Origin of the sequence: Neptunomonas antarctica (genome assembly GCF_001305295.1) — a bacterium.
Lineage (GTDB): Bacteria > Pseudomonadota > Gammaproteobacteria > Pseudomonadales > Balneatricaceae > Neptunomonas > Neptunomonas antarctica.
Map to the genome: position 1 here is coordinate 33,153 of NZ_LJSI01000053.1, position 16,556 is coordinate 49,708.

A 16,556-nucleotide genomic window follows, 5' to 3' on the forward strand; every position below is an offset into this window, starting at 1 on the left:
TCCAGTGGTGAAGTATAGGTGCGGTATGGGTTATATATAAAGTTTATGTATAAAGTATGACCCTTGATGAATGGAGTATAAGGTAAAGCATGAATGCGTAGGCACTTATTTCGCCATTCAGTTGTGCTTATATACAAAAAAATTATTCGTTAGAGGATAACGAATAATTTTTTATGATGTTTGAATATATAGGTATCTTAGAACGCTTTTACCGTGGCTTTAAGCTCTAAAATAAGATCATTCAAATCTTTAGAGGCCGCTGTTGTTCTGTCAGCGGCTTCTTTATTGGCTGCAGAGATATCCTTGATATTGTGTATATTGCGGCTAACCTCTTCAGATACAGCGCTTTGTTCTTCTGAAGCGGCGGCCACTTGAATACTTCTGTCAGTTATATTTACCATAGCCAGAGTGGCTTCAGTAAAGGCTTCGCCTGCTTGTGTTGCATGCTGGATATTTACTTCTGCATGCTGATGGCAGCGCTCCATTGCCTGGGCCGTTTTATCTACCTGTTTTTGTATTGAATCTATGGTTGTTCTGATTTCACTTGTAGATTGTTGAGTACGTTGGGCTAATACCCGCACTTCATCTGCTACTACAGAAAATCCTCTTCCTTGTTCTCCTGCGCGCGCAGCTTCGATGGCAGCATTCAATGCCAGCAGATTGGTTTGGTCAGCAATGCTATTGATGATATTGACTACATTCTCGATAGATATCGCTTCTTTTTCTAACGCCATAGCGGCGCTACTTGCCTCTTTAACTTCTTGGACTAGTAGCTGGATACCTGAAATCATCTCATCTACTTTGAGTTTCCCTTTTTGAGCAAGCGCTGCTGTTATGCGGGTAGATTCAGATGTTTGTGATGTATTACTGGCTACGTCGTGGGCGGTTGCTGACATCTCATTAGCGGCAGTAGCCAGCATATCGCTTTCCATATTCTGCTGATCAATGCCTGCTGTTGTCTGTGCAATTGATTCATTGGTCTCTTGAATTACCTCAACAAGAGTATTGATACTATCCTCAACGCGCCCGACAACGGTTCTTATACGCGCCTGCATCATCAGAAACGACAACTCCGTAGCACCGACCTCATTCATCTCATCAGTCATGACGAGTTGCGCAAGTGGGTTGTCATAGATCTTACTGGCCTGGTCCGTGATTCTTTTAAACGGAGCAGTCAACCAGGCGACACCGCCAACAATGGCGACAGCCAGGCCGGTAATTAATGTGTGTTTTAATAACGCCGGCATAGAAAGAAAGTGAGTAATAACTAATAGAAGTGCTAAAAATGCCGTTACTAGTGTCGCTTTTGTTGCGAGGCTGAAAGAGGAGATTTTAATATCAGGTTTTTTATTGATGATGGCGTATTTTTTTTCAGCGAGTGCGATTTGTTTGTCAGTTGGACGGATACGCACTGACTGGTACCCGATTTTTGTACCTGTATGGTCAAACAGCGGCATAACATACGCTTGAACCCAATAATGTTCCTGGCGTTGGCCATTGCTTTTGCATGAATTCTTTACCATGCCCATCCATGGCTTATCATGTTTCAGATGTGTCCACAAATCGGCAAAGGCCGCCGGTGGCATATCCGGATGCCTTACCATACTGTGCGGTTGGCCTATTAATTCTTCTGCAGTGTAGCCTGCCACTTCACAGAATTCCGGATTGGCATAGACAATGTTTCCACGAAGATCCGTGGTCGAAATTAAGCGTATATCATTGGAAAATGTACGTTCTATGCTCGTCATATTTTTCATCCTTTAACCCATTCTGCTGAGCATATCCTTGCCCTAGTAGAGCCATTTGGGTGCTAATGGTTGATATCAATACAGGCTAAATTCCACTACATAAACTTTGTCTAAAGAGCAGTTTAGCTGTTAATAAAGTAATGTGTTAAATATTCACTTTATTTTAAAATGAGTAAATTTATCTCAATTGGCACCCTTATGAATTAGGCTGAGATCGCGCGTAAGCGTGCTACCGGTCGTTCATCAATGAATATATGAATCAATGCTGTGATCAACGCAATAGTAGCAGCAGCCCACCAGACGATATCGTATGCGCCTGTTGCATCGTATAAATAGCCGCCAAGCCAGACGCCGAGAAAAGAGCCTAACTGGTGGTTTAAAAATACAATGCCATAAAGTGTACCCATGTATCTGAGGCCAAACATCTGAGCGACTAAGCCCGACGTCGGAGGCACTGTCGCCAACCATAAAAAGCCGGTCATAATAGAAAACAGATAGACAGTGTTAATGGTGATAGGTATCAGCATGAATAAGGCGATAGTGACAGCCCGCCCAGCATAAATAATGCCTAATAAGTTCTTTTTTGAATATTTTCCGGACCAGGAGCCAAACAGCAGGCAACCAAAGATATTAAAGAGACCTATTAAAGAAAGGCTGGTAACCGCGACGCTGGAGTCAAAGCCCTTGTCGGACAAAAATGCCGGCATATGTACTGTAATGAAAGCAAGCTGAAAACCACAGACAAAAAAACCAGCGATTAATAGCCAGTAATGGACATGTCCCCGGGCTTCTTTAAGTGCTTCAGGAAGGGTTTGCTGCACCTCGTCTGTAGTAGTCGTAGACTGCATGGCATCATTACGAAACGGTGCTGCTAAAAACATCATACAGAGTGCGCCGCCCGCCATTAGCAGTAGTGCTGTCTGCCAACCGTAACTGCTAATAAACTCCTGGGCCACAGGAATTAATAATAACTGGCCGGCAGAACCTGCAGCTGTCCCCAGCCCTAGTGCGAAGGCTCGTTTTTCGGGTGCGACCATACGCGCCAACGCAGGCAATACAACCCCGAAACCGGTTCCTGAGATGCCCATGCCGATTAAAATCCCGGCACCGCTATGTAATTCCCAAACGCTATCGGCGTTCGCCGTAACATATAAACCTAAGGCATAGAGTAGCGCGCCAGCCAGAATTGCCTTAACGGTACCAAAGCGGTCTGCTACAGCGCCCGCGATGGGTTGAAATAGCCCCCAGCAAAGGTTTTGCAATGCGAGTGAAAACGCAAATACTTCACGTCCATAACCAAACTCACTGGATATGGGGGCCATGAAAAACCCCATCGAAGAGCGTAAGCCGAAGTTGATGGCCAGCAACAAGCAGGAACACACCACAAAGATACTCAATAATTTCACAGGATTCTTTAAAACTGTGCTCTTTAAAACAGGGCTCTTTAACGATGTGGACATGTAGACAGTTCCGCGCTGGGAAATAAATAAGGAAAGATCGGCGAATAAAGTAGCGTAGATTATGCTTCTGGTCGCGTTAGTTCAAGTGCTCATGGTATCTGGCACATAAATCAGATACAGATAAAGGGCGATCAAAATAATAACCTTGAGCGATGTGGCATTGATAATGACTTAACTGTGCGAGCTGCTCGGCGGTTTCAACGCCTTCAGCAACAACCGTGAGCTGATATGACTCACCAATAGCGATGATAGCTTTCACTAGTGATTCGCTTTCGTGGCTGGTTAATAGCTTGTTTACAAATGACTGATCTATTTTAATCTCATTGATGGGCAAATTACTTAAGTAGCTTAAGGATGAATATCCGGTGCCAAAATCATCAAGTGAAAGATTGAATCCATAGTCTCTTAATCTCTCTAATACTGGAGAAATAGAGGCTAAATCTTCTATTAATAAATTCTCAGTTATTTCCAGGGTGATAAGCCTATGTTCCATATTGCGATCAGTAACCGCTGCGACTAATTTGTCTATGAAATATGCATCATTTAATTGTTTTGGTGAGAGGTTTATGGAAACGGCTATGGGTTGGTCTTGATTGCTGTTGAAGTTGCTTATATCCAAAAGTGATTTTTTAAGCACAAACATACCAATGTCATGAATCAGGCCTGTATCTTCGGCTATCTTGATAAAATCAACCGGAGATACATTACCCAGTCTGTCATTATGCCAACGAGCTAACGCTTCGACACCATGAATCTTACCACTTTTAATGTTGATCTGAGGTTGGTAAACAACGTCAATTTCGTTGTTTTCAAGCGCTAGACGAAGCGCGGCTTCGCGCTGTAAATCAAGATGAACTTGCTGGTTGATAGCGGTATTGAAAAATAGAAAACTGCCTTTTTGACGGGCTTTCGATTTATACAACACAATATCTGCCTTGCTGATGAGTTTTTCCGGTTCGTCGCCGTCACTCGGGTACATAGTGACACCAATGCTACCGCTGGAATGGATCACTTTTCCCCCTATGTGAAACAAATTATCGAAAATGCGTTGTATGTTTTCGACTTTTTGTTCGGCTGAACGAAGATCCTGCAGCATCGGAAAACAGAAAATGAACTCATCCCCACCAAATCTTGTAACGCTTTCTCCTGGTTGAAGAATTAAGGAAAATTCTGCACTGACGGCCTTTAGCAATTCGTCGCCCACAGAGTGGCCGTAGAGGTCATTTATTTTTTTGAAATCGTCGAGGTCTACAAACATTAAGGCGAGCTGTTTATTGTTAAACTTTGATAGATCTATCCCTTGGGAAATGCGTTCTGCCAGCATTACTCTGTTAGGTAATTTGGTCAGCGGATCATGATGTGCCAAATAATCAAGTTGATCCTTGGCATGTCGAACTTCATCAATAGTGCTGGCAATCCGTTGTTGAAACTTTTCGAATCTGCTGGAAATATTGCGACTTATATAGAATAAAACGATGATAAGAATTAACGTGGATAACACGCTTAATAATAATATTTTTTGTAATTCATCCTTGTTTTGTGCGTGCAGGATTGTTTCTCTGTCTTTCAGGTAGCTTTCAACTTCGTTGATGTACACACCGGTACCAATGATCCAGTTCCAATCCGTAACACTTTTTACAAAGCTGATTTTTTGTGCCGGTTGTCCGGTAGAAGGCATGACTGATCCGAAATATTGGACATAACCACCTCCATTTTCTGCTGTTTGAATAATCTTTCGAATGAAGGGGAATCCATTGGCTCCTTTGCCGTCCAGGTTGTTGCTCCCAACCAGCTCTTTTTGAAAGTGAGAAAGATAATTACCTTGGTTATCAATGACAAAAATGTAGCCGTTGTCGCCATAGCGAATGCTGTCAACTCGCTCTAATAGTCGTTTCTTAACATCATTTTCGACATCGACAAGATATTCACCCGTGCCAATAAACCAATCATAAGGCGCAAAATATTTACCAAAGCCTATTTTTTCAAATTCTTGTGTTTTGTTCTGTGGCTTTACAAACGACCAATGGTAGAAAGCTTCTCCGTTATTCTTTACTAATTCACCCATTTCCCGAACGATGTAGCGGCCTTTTACATCCTGAAGATTCCACTTAGAGGTGCCTTCTATATGAGGCAGCAGTGGATGCATCACATTGAGTCCATTACTTTTATAGATGAAAAAGTAACCACGCCCACCGTTAAACGAAATACTGCGTAAACTGTTGGTAATCAGGCGGGAAACTTCTGCTTCCGGTTTATCCTTGTTATGTTGGTAGATGCTAGTAGCAATGGCGTAGGCTTCGTAAACGCGTTGTTTAATATCTTTTTTTAATGTGGATTCAGTGCTACTTTTTTCGAATTGAATATCTTGATAAACCTGCTCAACCTGGCCTTTTGCAACTGCTTTTTGACGATCGATAAAGTTGTCGCGTAGTGAATTTATGTCGCTCTTCGCTTTTGTTTGATTGTCATAAATAACAATGCCACTTAACAATACGATAAAGATACCCACAACCAGAACGGGAGCCACTTTAATAAGGCGGAGAAGTTTCTGATCGGATGTTATTTTCATGGTCTAAAAAATGCTCTGATACTGGAATTCGCAGATTCTATCGAATGGCTGCAGTGGAGGTGTACATAGTTTCTTATTGCGAATAATTTAGACTATAGACCAGTATTAGCAGTAAGGCACTAACGGCTATTGAATAGTGGCCGTATGACTGCGTAGCGTATCAGGTAAAGAAGTCAGTTTATCTAATCAATGGCAAACGCCTGATCTGAGTCACACATCAGTGATGAGTCGTGGCTGTTTATAATCACAAGTTTTCCTGCCCAGTGCTGATGCAGTCTGTTGAGGATGCGCACAGCGCGTTGCTGGTCGATGCCTGCTGTCGGTTCGTCTAATAATAAAATACGGCTATCCTGAAGGAGCAACCGAGCCATCCCGAGTCGTTTTAATTCTCCGCCGGATAGCATCCGTTCTCCGTTGCCTAGCCAGGTATCCAGCCCGTCGGGTAGTTGCCGCAACCAATGATCAAGCTCTACCAGCGTTAATGACTTAAGCAACGCTTCATCTGAATGTGGCTGGTGTAAGCACAGGTTGTATCGCAGCGTGCCGCGTAATAAGTCTATTTGTTGAGGCATTAAACACAGTTGCCCGGCGTTAGCCCCGATAATATTGATGGTTCCCTGGTACGGGTTGAGTTGCCCTGTTAATAGATGTAGCAGTGTGGTTTTTCCGTGGCCGCTGGGTGCTGTTATCCAATACCAGTGGGGGGCGGCTAACTTACCACTTAACTGTGAAATAACCGCTGATGCCCGTTGAGGGTAGCGGTAACTAATAGCGTTGAATTGAATGGCAGGGGAGGCGGCGGAGGGTGTCGCTATGTGTGTCTCTGCAGCTGCTGCGGCTGATATAAATGTACGTAAATCCTGTTGAATAGTGGAGGGAGCATGAGCGTTAATTCTGTTCAGTGCAGCATATCCCAACCCGAAATTTGCTAACGCGCTGGTACCGCCCAGAATCACTTCTTGAGTCCCGAGCGTCAGTAATAGCAACATGAATAGATGTGAGCCTCCAAGCTCTCCGACCGACAAAGCAAGTAGGCCTTGCCAGAGTATAATCAGGATAAGAACGGCACACATAAGATTGTTGATGGCCATTATTTTTTGCCGGGCGCGGCTGGTTTGTCTTTCGGTAATATCAGCGGCGGAGGCATTGTCGAGTAGCGTTGCACTGACGTGTTGGAGGCGCTGATAGAGAATAAGTGTCCGCAGGTTCGTAAATAAAGAGCTGGCACTGCTCCACTGTTGGCTGCGTTGCTGATGAAGGCTGTCTTGTGGTTTAAGGGTCTGTTGCAAGTATAAGTAGGGCATCAACACTACCGTGAGCAAAAGCATGGGTAGTATCCAGACGATGATATCTGGCAGAAATATCATTATTGTAAAGAGATACAGCAGAACACTCAGCAGCATTACAAAACCGGGTATCAGCGCAGACAGATATAAGGACTCAGCATATTTGATATCTTCGAGCAGCCGGCTGCTGGCGTCGTGGCTATTGAGCGGGTTTTCTTGCCAATGATGTTTCGCTAAACTGCCAAAAAGCTCTGATCGCAGGCGTGAAATAACACGTAACGTCGCTTCGTGGGTGGTGATCCGTTCCCCGTAACGGCCAGTAGTACGGATAATAGATAAGCCTCTGACAATCGCGCCGGGCGCGAAATAATTAAAACTATGTGCGCCGGCAAGACTTAGCCCTGCAAGGGCGGTGGCGCTAATGAACCAGCCAGATACGGCCAGTAACGCTATTCCGGCAATAGCAGTGATGGTTGCCAGCAAAAGTCCGATAACAGCCATCGAGCGTTGTTCCCATAGCAAACAAAAATAGCGTTTAACTAATGTAGGTACTCGGATAGCAGGTTCGTCTTTTATATCAGTTTGCGTATCAGCTCTCATTTTACTTCTCATATAAAGCACCTTCCGACGAGTGGAGTGTGATGGTCTGCTGGAAAAGTGTTTGATCACGGGTGCGGTGGCTGGCCATGATCACGATGCCTCCCAGCTGAGTAAATTGGCGAAGTGATGTTAAAAACAAGTCTGCCGTCTCGTCGTCCAGATTGGCTGTTGGTTCATCCAGTAATAATAGATCGGGCTGGTGCAGAAAAACGCGTGCCAGAGCAATGCGTTGTGCCTGGCCTCCTGACAGGTAACCCCCGCTGTCACTGATCTGATAATCAAGCTGGCCGGGTAATGCGCGTACCAGTATGTCCGCTTGCACCCGTGTTAAGGCTGCCAATAACTGAGCATCGCTAAAGTCGCGGCCTAAACAAAGATTGTTACGAATACTGTCGAATAACAGCTCGGGTTGCTGCGCCATATAGCCGATGCGACCTTGCCATTGCGCGTTGTTGAGAAGCGTTGTCGGTTGACCATTGATAAGGGTTTCGCCTGCAGTGGCAGGGATGAATCCGGCCAGCGTATCTAACAGGGTGCTCTTGCCTGCACCGGAAGGGCCTTTTAATAACAGGCTCTGGCCTGTCCGCAGCGTTAGGTTAAGCGGTTGGCCAATATTGACCGCGTTACGACCTGTTTGCAGGTTTTGCAGTGTGATTGAATCAATCTGTTTCGGCAGAACGGCATGAGCGTCGGACCTTGTCTGCAAGTGAGGCTGTAGCTGAGGCGTTCGCTGTGATTGGGAATCTTTTTTGCTAAATAAACGCAGCAAGTGTTCAGCCACACTCATGGCATCTGCACGGGCATGATAGAGCGGGCCTAAGCGACGCAGAGGCAGGTAGAATTCGGGTGCTAACATCAATAGAAAAATGCCATCACCTAATGTGACTTCTCCGCTCCAACTACCTATGTGGTATTTGCCAAGGAACAGCAGGCCCAGATAAACAGCGACCAGTGCCACGCTGATCGCGCTGAAAAATTCCAACAAAGTGCCGGATAGAAAAGCTAAGCGTAGTACCTGCATAGTGGAGTGCCGATAAGCTTCGGATTGCTCATATAGTTTTTGCTGCTCCTGATCGGTGGTTCTTGCCAGTTGTAACGCGTTAAGTCCTTTTATTCGGTCTGCCAGCAGGTTACCCAGTCGGTTTAGTTGTATGAGATTACGCTGGCTGGCGTCAGCGGCTTTGTGGCCGACAATCATCATGAAAAGAGGAACCATGGGTGCAGTCAGCGCCAGAATTAGCGGAACCAGCCAGCTAATACTGCAACAGGCGAGGAGGATCAACACCGGAGCCAACATGGCTAAGCGTTGCTGTGGCATAAATTCTGCGAAGTAATCCCGGGTACTGTCAATCTCGGTGCTGATGAGACTGCTGAGCTCTGCCGCCGTAAAATCCGGGAACAGCTTGATATGGTGTTGCTGACAATGCTCCATCGCGGCGGACCTTAAGGCATTTCTAGCCTTGATACTGGCACTATCTGCCAGCTGGGCTTGCACTAACGGTAGCAGAGCTTTAATGCAGAGCACTGCTGCCAGTAACCCCCACCAATGGAGTTGACGCCACGCGTCTTGTTGAAGATAAACAGCATCGTTGATTAATAGCGCAATAACGGCGGCAAAGATAATAGTACAGAGTGTTTGAATAATCCCGATGAGGGTTAAGCCGTTATTTTCGCGGCGAGCACTGTTGCTTGCGGCACGCAGCAGTGTTTTTGCATCAGGGCTGTTATTCAGGGATGGGTTTAGGGGCGGGTTCACTGTTTGTTTCATAGTTCGTTGCTCTGAAGCTTACATATCTGGTAGAAAACGCTATTTTTTGTCATTATCGTCATACATAAGACAAAAATGACGGGGCAGAGAGATGACTAATGCCAACTGGCTGGAAACAATGCGCACTGTATTGGACAGTTATAATGACCCAGCGGTGCTGGTGGATGCCGACTACAACGTGGTGGTTTCCAATAGTCACTATGATTTCCGGTTTGGCGGGCTGGATGATAACCGCCCTGCAAAATGCTATTTTCTCTCGCATGGCTATAACCGACCCTGTGACCTTGAAGGCGAGACCTGCCCGATGCATGAAGCACGTGAGACAGGTAAGCGCGCCAGTGTTTTGCATATTCACAATACGCCTCAGGGCAAAGAGCATGTCGGCATAGAAACGATTCCTATTGTCGATGAAGCACAGCGGACTTACTTTATCGAAGTGATGAAGCCGATTCTGGAGGTCAGTGCAGAACCCATCGCGAATAAAATGATTGGTCGCAGTAAGGCTTTTAATCGCTTGGTCGACCTTATACAGCGTGTCGGAAAAACCAATACCAATGTCCTTTTGATGGGCGCGTCGGGTACCGGTAAAGAGCTGGCCGCTCAGGCGATTCATTCGGTGAGTTCCAGAGCGAGCAAGCCTTTTGTTACGGTAGAATGTTCCGGACTGACTGACACTCTGTTTGAAAGTGAACTGTTTGGCCATATGAAGGGTGCTTTTACTGGCGCAACCTATACCCGAACCGGCTTGGTGCAGTCGGCTCATGGTGGAACTTTGTTTCTTGACGAAGTGGGCGATATTCCGTTGCATCTTCAGGTAAAATTGCTGCGGCTGATTGAAACCAAAACCTTTCGGCCTGTGGGTGACAGTAAGCCGGCCGCTGCTGATTTCAGGCTGGTCTGTGCTACCCATAAAGATCTGATAAGCATGGTTGAACGGGGTGAGTTTCGGGAAGATTTGTATCATCGTATTAGTACTTTCCCCATCCGTTTGCCTGCATTGTCTGAACGGCGTGAAGATCTGCCGTTGCTGGTAAAGAGTATTTTGCTGCGAATCGCCGAGAATCTGCCACTGAGTTTGACCGAAGAAGCCCTGGCGCTGCTGTGCGAGCAAGCGTTCAAAGGTAACATTCGGGAGCTGAAAAACATCATAGAGCGTGCCATTGTATTGCGAAATGATGACCAGATCGATGTTGATATTATTCGACAAAGCTTAAATTTGCTGCCGGTGCAGAATATTGCTGCGTCAGGAGAACAGCGTGACGGTAATGCTAACGGCAGTGTAAATTCAGGTGTAGATGCTGCTGATATGTCGAAGACTTCATCAGGCGCTTTTTTTCAGCACCTGGCTGAGCAAAAATTGACATTGGAGCAGCTCGAACAGGCCTACTTACACGCGTTATTACAAACCTACCCGGATAAAGCGCACGTAGCTGACATTGCTGGCTGTAGTCTACGCACACTGTACCGCAAACTAGATCGAAACTCAGAGTAAAGACCAAATCGACAATAGAAGCAGTGAACCCGCTAATGCAGGCTCACTTCTCTGTTCTATTCTGTTTCGTCTTCCATATGACTTTCCAGCCACATCGCATTAATGATGCCGAAGCTACACGCCAGTAATACACCTAGGATCCAAGCGAAATACCACATAAAACACTCCTTTTAGTAAAATGACACGCTGTTGTTTTCGATAGCTTCCGGCTCAACACGGCCCCACATTTTGTAGTAACTCCACACGGTGTAGGCGAGTATCAGCGGCACAAAAAAGATCACCACCCAGAGCATTATTTCTAATGTGAGTTTACTGGATGTTGCATCCCACAGCGTAAGGCTACTCGCCAGATCTGTTGATGAAGGCATCAGGAATGGGAACAGCGTCGTGCCTGCCAGTAAAATAATAGCGGTGATTGCTAGCGCGCTACTCAGGAAAGCCCAGCCATATAGCGTTGCTCGCGACAGCAGGCTGGTGACTAACGGTAGAACAACCGCCAGTAGTGGCAGCAACCAGAGCTCGGGATAAAGGCTGAAATTAACAAACCAGCTATCAATGCGAACCACGCTTTTACTCAGTGGGTTTGAGCTGGCATCGCCGATAACCGCGCTGCTGATCTCATAACCAGGGATGGATGTGAGTAGCCAGGCGCCCGCAATTATCAGTAGTACACTCAATAACGGTCCGGTCAGCAGCGTGATAGCGGTGGCGCGATGTTTGATGTCACCACCGGCGCGCATTTGCAGCCAAACAGCACCATGCAGAACGAGCATCGTAACGCTGGCTAAGCCACAAATGAGTGCAAACGGGTTAAGCAGTGCCCAGAAAGAGCCGGTATAAATTGGACGAGTAAATTCGTCAAAGCTGAACGGTACGCCGAGAAATAAATTGCCAAAGGCAACGCCGAATACCAGAGCAGGTACAAAAGAACCTAAGCACAGGCCTAAATCCCAATTGCTACGCCAGCGTTTGCCCGGCATTTTACTGCGATATTCAAAGCCGATAGGGCGAAAAAATAATGCAAATAACACCAATAACATGGCCCAGTAAAAGCCTGAAAACGCCGTGGCGTAGACCAGAGGCCAGGCTGCAAAAAGAGCACCGCCCGCCGTTACGAACCAGACCTGATTGCCATCCCAGTGTGGCGCAATGGTATTAATGATCACGCGGCGTTCGATATCGGTTTTACCTAAGATAGGTAGCAGCATGGCTGCGCCGAGATCAAAACCATCGGTGATAGCAAAGCCGATCAGTAACACGCCGACCAGTAACCACCAGACCAATCGCAGAGTTTCATAATCAAACATGCTGCAGTTCTCCTTTCTGTTCGCTGTGGTAACGCCCGGTTTCTAACGCACTCGGGCCTTTGCGAATGTACTTGACCATTAAGTAAACCTCGATGACCAGAAACACAGAGTAGAGGCTGGCAAAGCCGGCAATACTCATCCATAAATCCATTTCACTGAGATGGGATGTGGCCACGTAGGTGGGCAAAATTTCACCAATCGCCCATGGTTGTCGGCCGAACTCTGCAATAAACCAGCCGGTTTCAATGGCTACCCACGGCAGAGGAAGGCAGAAGAGCGACAATTTGAGTAGCCAGGGTGTTTTGTGTTCGCGCCGACGGGCGGTGAAATAGAAGGCGGCAGCAAAGGTAAATAGCATGGCAACGCCGGAAGCGACCATGACACGGAACGACCAGAATATAGGTGCTACCTTAGGAATAGTGCTGTTAGCCGCCGCCTGAATCTGTTCTTCAGTAGCATCGACCACGTTTTCAGTAAACCGCTTCAGCAACAGGCCGTAACCCAGGTCATCGCTCACTGCATTGAAAGCCTCCCGGTTTTCTGGTGTATCTTCCCCGGTGCGTAATTTTTGTAAAAGGCCGTAAGCGACTATGCCGCTGCGGATGCGCACTTCGCTGGCAATAATCAGATCTTTTATACCCGGTACTGGTGTATCAATCGAGCGGGTAGCGATAATCCCTAACAGGTAGGGTATTCGCAATGCGTAATCAGTAGTTTGATTTTCCTGATTAGGTAAGCCTATGACGGTAAAAGCGGCAGGTGCCGGATGTGTTTCCCACTCCGCTTCAATGGCCGCCAGTTTTACCTTTTGAACATCGCCTACTTCGTAACCACTCTCATCACCCAGAATAATAACCGAAATAATGGAGGCTAAGCCGAAGGCCGATGCAATAGCAAAAGAGCGCCGCGCAAAACCGACATCTTTATTGCGCAACAGGTAGTAAGCACTAATAGAGAGCACAAACATCGCGCCGGTTACATAACCCGCTGATACGGTATGGACAAACTTGACCTGCGCTACGGGATTGAAAATCACTTCTGTAAAGCTATCCATCTCCATGCGCATGGTTTCAAAATTGAAATAAGCGCCCACCGGATTTTGCATCCAGCCGTTAGCAATAAGAATCCACAGGGCGGAGAAGTTTGAACCAATGGCGACCAGCCAGGTGACGGATAGATGTTGGACACGCGAGAGACGGTCCCAACCGAAGAAGAACAAACCAATAAAGGTCGATTCTAAGAAGAATGCCATCAGGCCTTCAATGGCCAATGGCGCACCAAAGACATCTCCGACGTAATGCGAATAATAGGCCCAGTTAGTACCAAACTGGAACTCCATCGTTAAACCGGTAGTGACGCCTAACGCGAAGTTGATACCAAAGAGCTTGCCCCAGAAGCGGGTCATGTCTTTGTAGACTTGCTTGTTGGTCATCACATAGACAGATTCCATGATGGCCAGCATAAATGAGAGACCCAGTGTTAAAGGGACAAATAGAAAGTGGTACAGCGCTGTCATGGCAAATTGTATGCGCGAGAGCTCAACAACTGTTTCCGAGACCATAAATAACGACCTTTGAATTCAGATCCGACGATTGTCGGGAATAACAAAAAATTACCTCAGAGTTTTAAACTGAGTGCTGTAAGTGTGAATGCACAAGTTGTGCCAGAAAGGGGTCTTGATTAGAGCGTCAGTATCAAAGCACCTTTGATACTGAGTGGGCTGTTATTTGTTGTTTTGCCGATGACAGTATATGGCATTTAATGTCATTAATGGCAATTAAATGCCCATTGAATACACATTTAATGTCACTTAAATGGGTGTGTAGCCTTCTAGCATAGCAGTATAAACTGGCTTGATAAGTGATTTTTCCATCACCCAGGCTAGTGTGCTTTTTTCAAGAGGATCTACGATCTGAAATGGCAAGGCCGTTACCGGCTGCATACTGTAGTCAAACTCCCACAGCATGGCGTGGCCAACATCAAGAATCATCGGGCAGGAGGTATAACCATCCCAGCGGGCTGGCATCTCTGCTCCGCGAATTAATGCGGTAAGGTTCTTCGCCACCACTGGCAACTGGGCTTTAACTGAGGCGGCTGTTTTGCCGACAGGGGTGCCAACGGTATCTCCTAAGCCAAAAATATTCGCGTAACGTTTATGCTGCAGACTGTATTGATCTACTTCCAGATAACCTGTGAAGTCAGACGTGTCTGCCAGGGTAGAGTTACGTACGACGGCGATGGCCGACATGGGAGGCACAACATGGATAAAGTCCCAGCTTGTTTGATATTGCTCGCCGCTGGTTGTGGTAAACCATGCCTGTTTAGTGTGGCTGTCTATCGCGGTGAGGTCATGCTGGTAATGAGGGGTGATTTTTCTTTGTTGCCAGATCTCTTGCAGGCGGGCATCAAAAACCTTAACGCCAAACAGGGAATCTTCGGCGGTCATGTAATCGAAATTAAAATCATTCCGCTTGCCTGCCTGACGCACAAAATATTCAACCAGATTGGTGGCTTTCATTGGTGCACCCGCGCATTTCATAGGCCCCTTTGGTCGGGTAAATACAGCGTTTCCTCCCTTTGACTGGGCAAATGTCATCGCTTGCTGATGGCTGGCAATACCCGCTTCAGGGCTGTGATAGATGCTGGCAATACCTTCTGTGCCGATCTGTTCAGGGTCGAGCCCTTCTATTAAATCGTAGCGTAGTTCAAGCCCAGTGGCGACGATCAGGTAGTCATAGTCGAGTTTATCGGTTTGGCTGGTAGATACCTGATTATTCTCCGGATCAAACTCGGTGATGTCGGCACTTATCCAGCGAATATCAGAATTGATATATTCTTGATTGGTACTGATGACATCGTCGCGGCTTTTATAAACGCCTGCCAGTAGTAATGTTTGTCCCGGCTGATACCAGTGGTAAGGACGAGGATCTACCACGGTGATCTGAGCGCCGTTAAGGTACATCTGCAACTTATTGGCGATCGCTATACCGGCCGCCCCGCCGCCCGCTATTAGAATTTTTGCTTGGGTATCCTGTTTATTCAGCTCCCAGCTTAAGAAACCCGTGGCTGAAGCGGCGCCTAAGGTAGCACCCGAGATAAGAAGTTTACGTCGGTTAATAGCCATGATTATTCACTCTTCCCATTCTGTTTTATAACAGGGTGTGAGTGCTTTTCACCCTGATTAAAAGATTGAGCATCTGCCGTGCCATCGGGTCTGTTTTTGTGTGATAAAGCAGGCTCTTGCCAGAGCCTGCGGTGTTGCCTTACCTATCGGTGCGGTAAATTTTTTCAGGATTGGGTTTTGCTCCCCATAACAAACCTTCGTTTTGCCATCCGTTTTTAATGCGAAAACCTGATTTTTCACCTTCTTTCAGACTATCTCCCTGAAACCCGTGCACCACATAGCGGGCATTTTTAAAGCCATTCTTTTTCAGAAACTCGGCGCTGGGCAAGCCTCGCTCGCTGCCTGAACGGCACATGGTAATAATGGTCGCATCATCTCCCAGCCCTTTGGCCGTTAACGCTGCTTTGACTTGAGCGATGAAGTCAGGATTTTGATAAAGACGGAAACGTTTCTTTTTATCGTCCCATTGGCTGCGATCCACCATCAAGTAAGGGATATTAATATCTACAGCATCCGTAAAACCGATAAACATAATCTCAATCGGATCACGAACATCAAGAAAGAGAACGTTTTCATTTTTCTGAATCAGTGCTTGTGTATCCTGAGCACTAATACCGATATCTGCTGCGTTGGCAGAGTAAACCGGGATTGCCAGTGCTGCGATTAGCAACACATGCTTGAGAAGTTTATTCATAAATCTCACCTTTGTTTCGCACTGTTATTTTGCAGCTTAAAAACTATATACGCGTACATTATCAGAGGTCATCATGTCGGCCATTTCCGGTGGGGTTGCCACCTTAATACCGTCACGAAGGTCTTGTGCGTTATGTTCACTATTAGGGAGGTACAGCGCACAGACGCTGATATTGGCACCTTTTGACTGTAGTTTTGCCATGAGCTGTTCAGGGGTGACATTGCGCGGCTTCAATGCCTGGCTAACGGTAGATGAAAGCGCCAAATCACCCGCCTGATCACATAAGAGCACATCAACAGATACCCCTTTTGCCTGCATAGCATTACCCAGTACCATTGCCATGCCTTGTGTTTGCAAAGAGTTACTGGTGACGATAAAGAGTGCCTTGTTTTCGGCGGATTTGCTTTCTGCACTGTCCATACTTTCAGCCATTGCGCCAGTACTGGTTAACAATGCACCGACTAAACATGATGTGGCAAGACGCTGTGTTACGTTCATATATTATCCT

At 46.5% G+C, this 16,556-nt stretch carries 12 protein-coding genes; 1 reads left to right on the top strand and 11 read right to left on the bottom strand.

Annotated features, from left to right (window positions below; translation table 11 throughout):
* Positions 1–197 precede the first annotated feature (197 nt).
* From Nant_RS14940 to cydD, 5 genes are all read right to left on the bottom strand, one after another.
* On the bottom strand, positions 198–1,748 hold the full coding sequence (locus Nant_RS14940; protein ID WP_054342468.1) for a methyl-accepting chemotaxis protein: 1,551 nt from the start codon (positions 1,746–1,748) through the stop codon (positions 198–200).
* 203 nt (positions 1,749–1,951) lie between these two features.
* A complete protein-coding gene (locus Nant_RS14945) occupies positions 1,952–3,208 on the bottom strand; it encodes an MFS transporter (protein WP_054342469.1) in 1,257 nt (418 codons plus the stop codon).
* A gap of 76 nt (positions 3,209–3,284) precedes the next feature.
* A complete protein-coding gene (locus tag Nant_RS14950; protein WP_054342470.1) occupies positions 3,285–5,777 on the bottom strand; it encodes a bifunctional diguanylate cyclase/phosphodiesterase in 2,493 nt (830 codons plus the stop codon).
* A gap of 182 nt (positions 5,778–5,959) precedes the next feature.
* Positions 5,960–7,675, bottom strand: coding sequence for an amino acid ABC transporter ATP-binding/permease protein (locus Nant_RS14955; RefSeq protein ID WP_054342471.1), 1,716 nt, complete (start codon positions 7,673–7,675; stop codon positions 5,960–5,962).
* Positions 7,665–9,431: a thiol reductant ABC exporter subunit CydD gene (gene cydD, locus Nant_RS14960; protein ID WP_054342472.1), complete on the bottom strand. Its 1,767-nt coding sequence runs from the start codon at positions 9,429–9,431 to the stop codon at positions 7,665–7,667. The genes Nant_RS14955 and cydD overlap by 11 nt, the downstream gene beginning before the upstream one ends.
* Before the next feature lie 91 nt (positions 9,432–9,522).
* Here cydD and Nant_RS14965 point away from each other — a divergent pair, with 91 nt between their 5' ends.
* A complete protein-coding gene (locus Nant_RS14965; protein ID WP_054342473.1) occupies positions 9,523–10,923 on the top strand; it encodes a sigma-54 interaction domain-containing protein in 1,401 nt (466 codons plus the stop codon).
* 56 nt (positions 10,924–10,979) lie between these two features.
* On the opposite strand, the gene cydX is transcribed toward Nant_RS14965, so the two are convergent.
* The 6 genes from cydX to Nant_RS14990 all read right to left on the bottom strand — a co-directional run bounded on the left by cydX (position 10,980) and on the right by Nant_RS14990 (position 16,546).
* Positions 10,980–11,081, bottom strand: a complete 102-nt coding sequence (cydX, locus tag Nant_RS21100; protein WP_076495886.1) for a cytochrome bd-I oxidase subunit CydX — start codon at positions 11,079–11,081, stop codon at positions 10,980–10,982.
* 12 nt (positions 11,082–11,093) lie between these two features.
* Positions 11,094–12,230, bottom strand: a complete 1,137-nt coding sequence (gene cydB / locus Nant_RS14970; protein WP_054342474.1) for a cytochrome d ubiquinol oxidase subunit II — start codon at positions 12,228–12,230, stop codon at positions 11,094–11,096.
* Complete coding sequence (locus tag Nant_RS14975) at positions 12,223–13,791, bottom strand: cytochrome ubiquinol oxidase subunit I (RefSeq protein WP_054342475.1); 1,569 nt, start codon at positions 13,789–13,791, stop codon at positions 12,223–12,225. Before Nant_RS14975 ends, cydB begins: the two co-directional genes overlap by 8 nt.
* A gap of 249 nt (positions 13,792–14,040) precedes the next feature.
* Positions 14,041–15,354, bottom strand: coding sequence for an NAD(P)/FAD-dependent oxidoreductase (locus Nant_RS14980; RefSeq protein ID WP_054342476.1), 1,314 nt, complete (start codon positions 15,352–15,354; stop codon positions 14,041–14,043).
* A gap of 139 nt (positions 15,355–15,493) precedes the next feature.
* A complete protein-coding gene (locus Nant_RS14985) occupies positions 15,494–16,048 on the bottom strand; it encodes a rhodanese-like domain-containing protein (RefSeq protein ID WP_054342477.1) in 555 nt (184 codons plus the stop codon).
* A gap of 36 nt (positions 16,049–16,084) precedes the next feature.
* Positions 16,085–16,546, bottom strand: a complete 462-nt coding sequence (locus Nant_RS14990) for a DsrE family protein (RefSeq protein WP_054342478.1) — start codon at positions 16,544–16,546, stop codon at positions 16,085–16,087.
* Positions 16,547–16,556: the final 10 nt, after the last annotated feature.

What these genes read in the sequence shown, in the direction of transcription:
- cydX (WP_076495886.1), bottom strand. Translation starts at nt 11,081, where the DNA reads ATGTGGTATTTCGCTTGGATCCTAGGTGTATTACTGGCGTGTAGCTTC.
- Nant_RS14965 (WP_054342473.1), top strand. Translation starts at nt 9,523, where the DNA reads ATGACTAATGCCAACTGGCTGGAAACAATGCGCACTGTATTGGACAGT.
- cydD (WP_054342472.1), bottom strand. Translation starts at nt 9,431, where the DNA reads ATGAAACAAACAGTGAACCCGCCCCTAAACCCATCCCTGAATAACAGC.
- Nant_RS14945 (WP_054342469.1), bottom strand. Translation starts at nt 3,208, where the DNA reads ATGTCCACATCGTTAAAGAGCCCTGTTTTAAAGAGCACAGTTTTAAAG.
- Nant_RS14990 (WP_054342478.1), bottom strand. Translation starts at nt 16,546, where the DNA reads ATGAACGTAACACAGCGTCTTGCCACATCATGTTTAGTCGGTGCATTG.
- Nant_RS14975 (WP_054342475.1), bottom strand. Translation starts at nt 13,791, where the DNA reads ATGGTCTCGGAAACAGTTGTTGAGCTCTCGCGCATACAATTTGCCATG.
- Nant_RS14955 (WP_054342471.1), bottom strand. Translation starts at nt 7,675, where the DNA reads ATGAGAAGTAAAATGAGAGCTGATACGCAAACTGATATAAAAGACGAA.
- Nant_RS14980 (WP_054342476.1), bottom strand. Translation starts at nt 15,354, where the DNA reads ATGGCTATTAACCGACGTAAACTTCTTATCTCGGGTGCTACCTTAGGC.
- Nant_RS14950 (WP_054342470.1), bottom strand. Translation starts at nt 5,777, where the DNA reads ATGAAAATAACATCCGATCAGAAACTTCTCCGCCTTATTAAAGTGGCT.
- Nant_RS14985 (WP_054342477.1), bottom strand. Translation starts at nt 16,048, where the DNA reads ATGAATAAACTTCTCAAGCATGTGTTGCTAATCGCAGCACTGGCAATC.
- cydB (WP_054342474.1), bottom strand. Translation starts at nt 12,230, where the DNA reads ATGTTTGATTATGAAACTCTGCGATTGGTCTGGTGGTTACTGGTCGGC.
- Nant_RS14940 (WP_054342468.1), bottom strand. Translation starts at nt 1,748, where the DNA reads ATGACGAGCATAGAACGTACATTTTCCAATGATATACGCTTAATTTCG.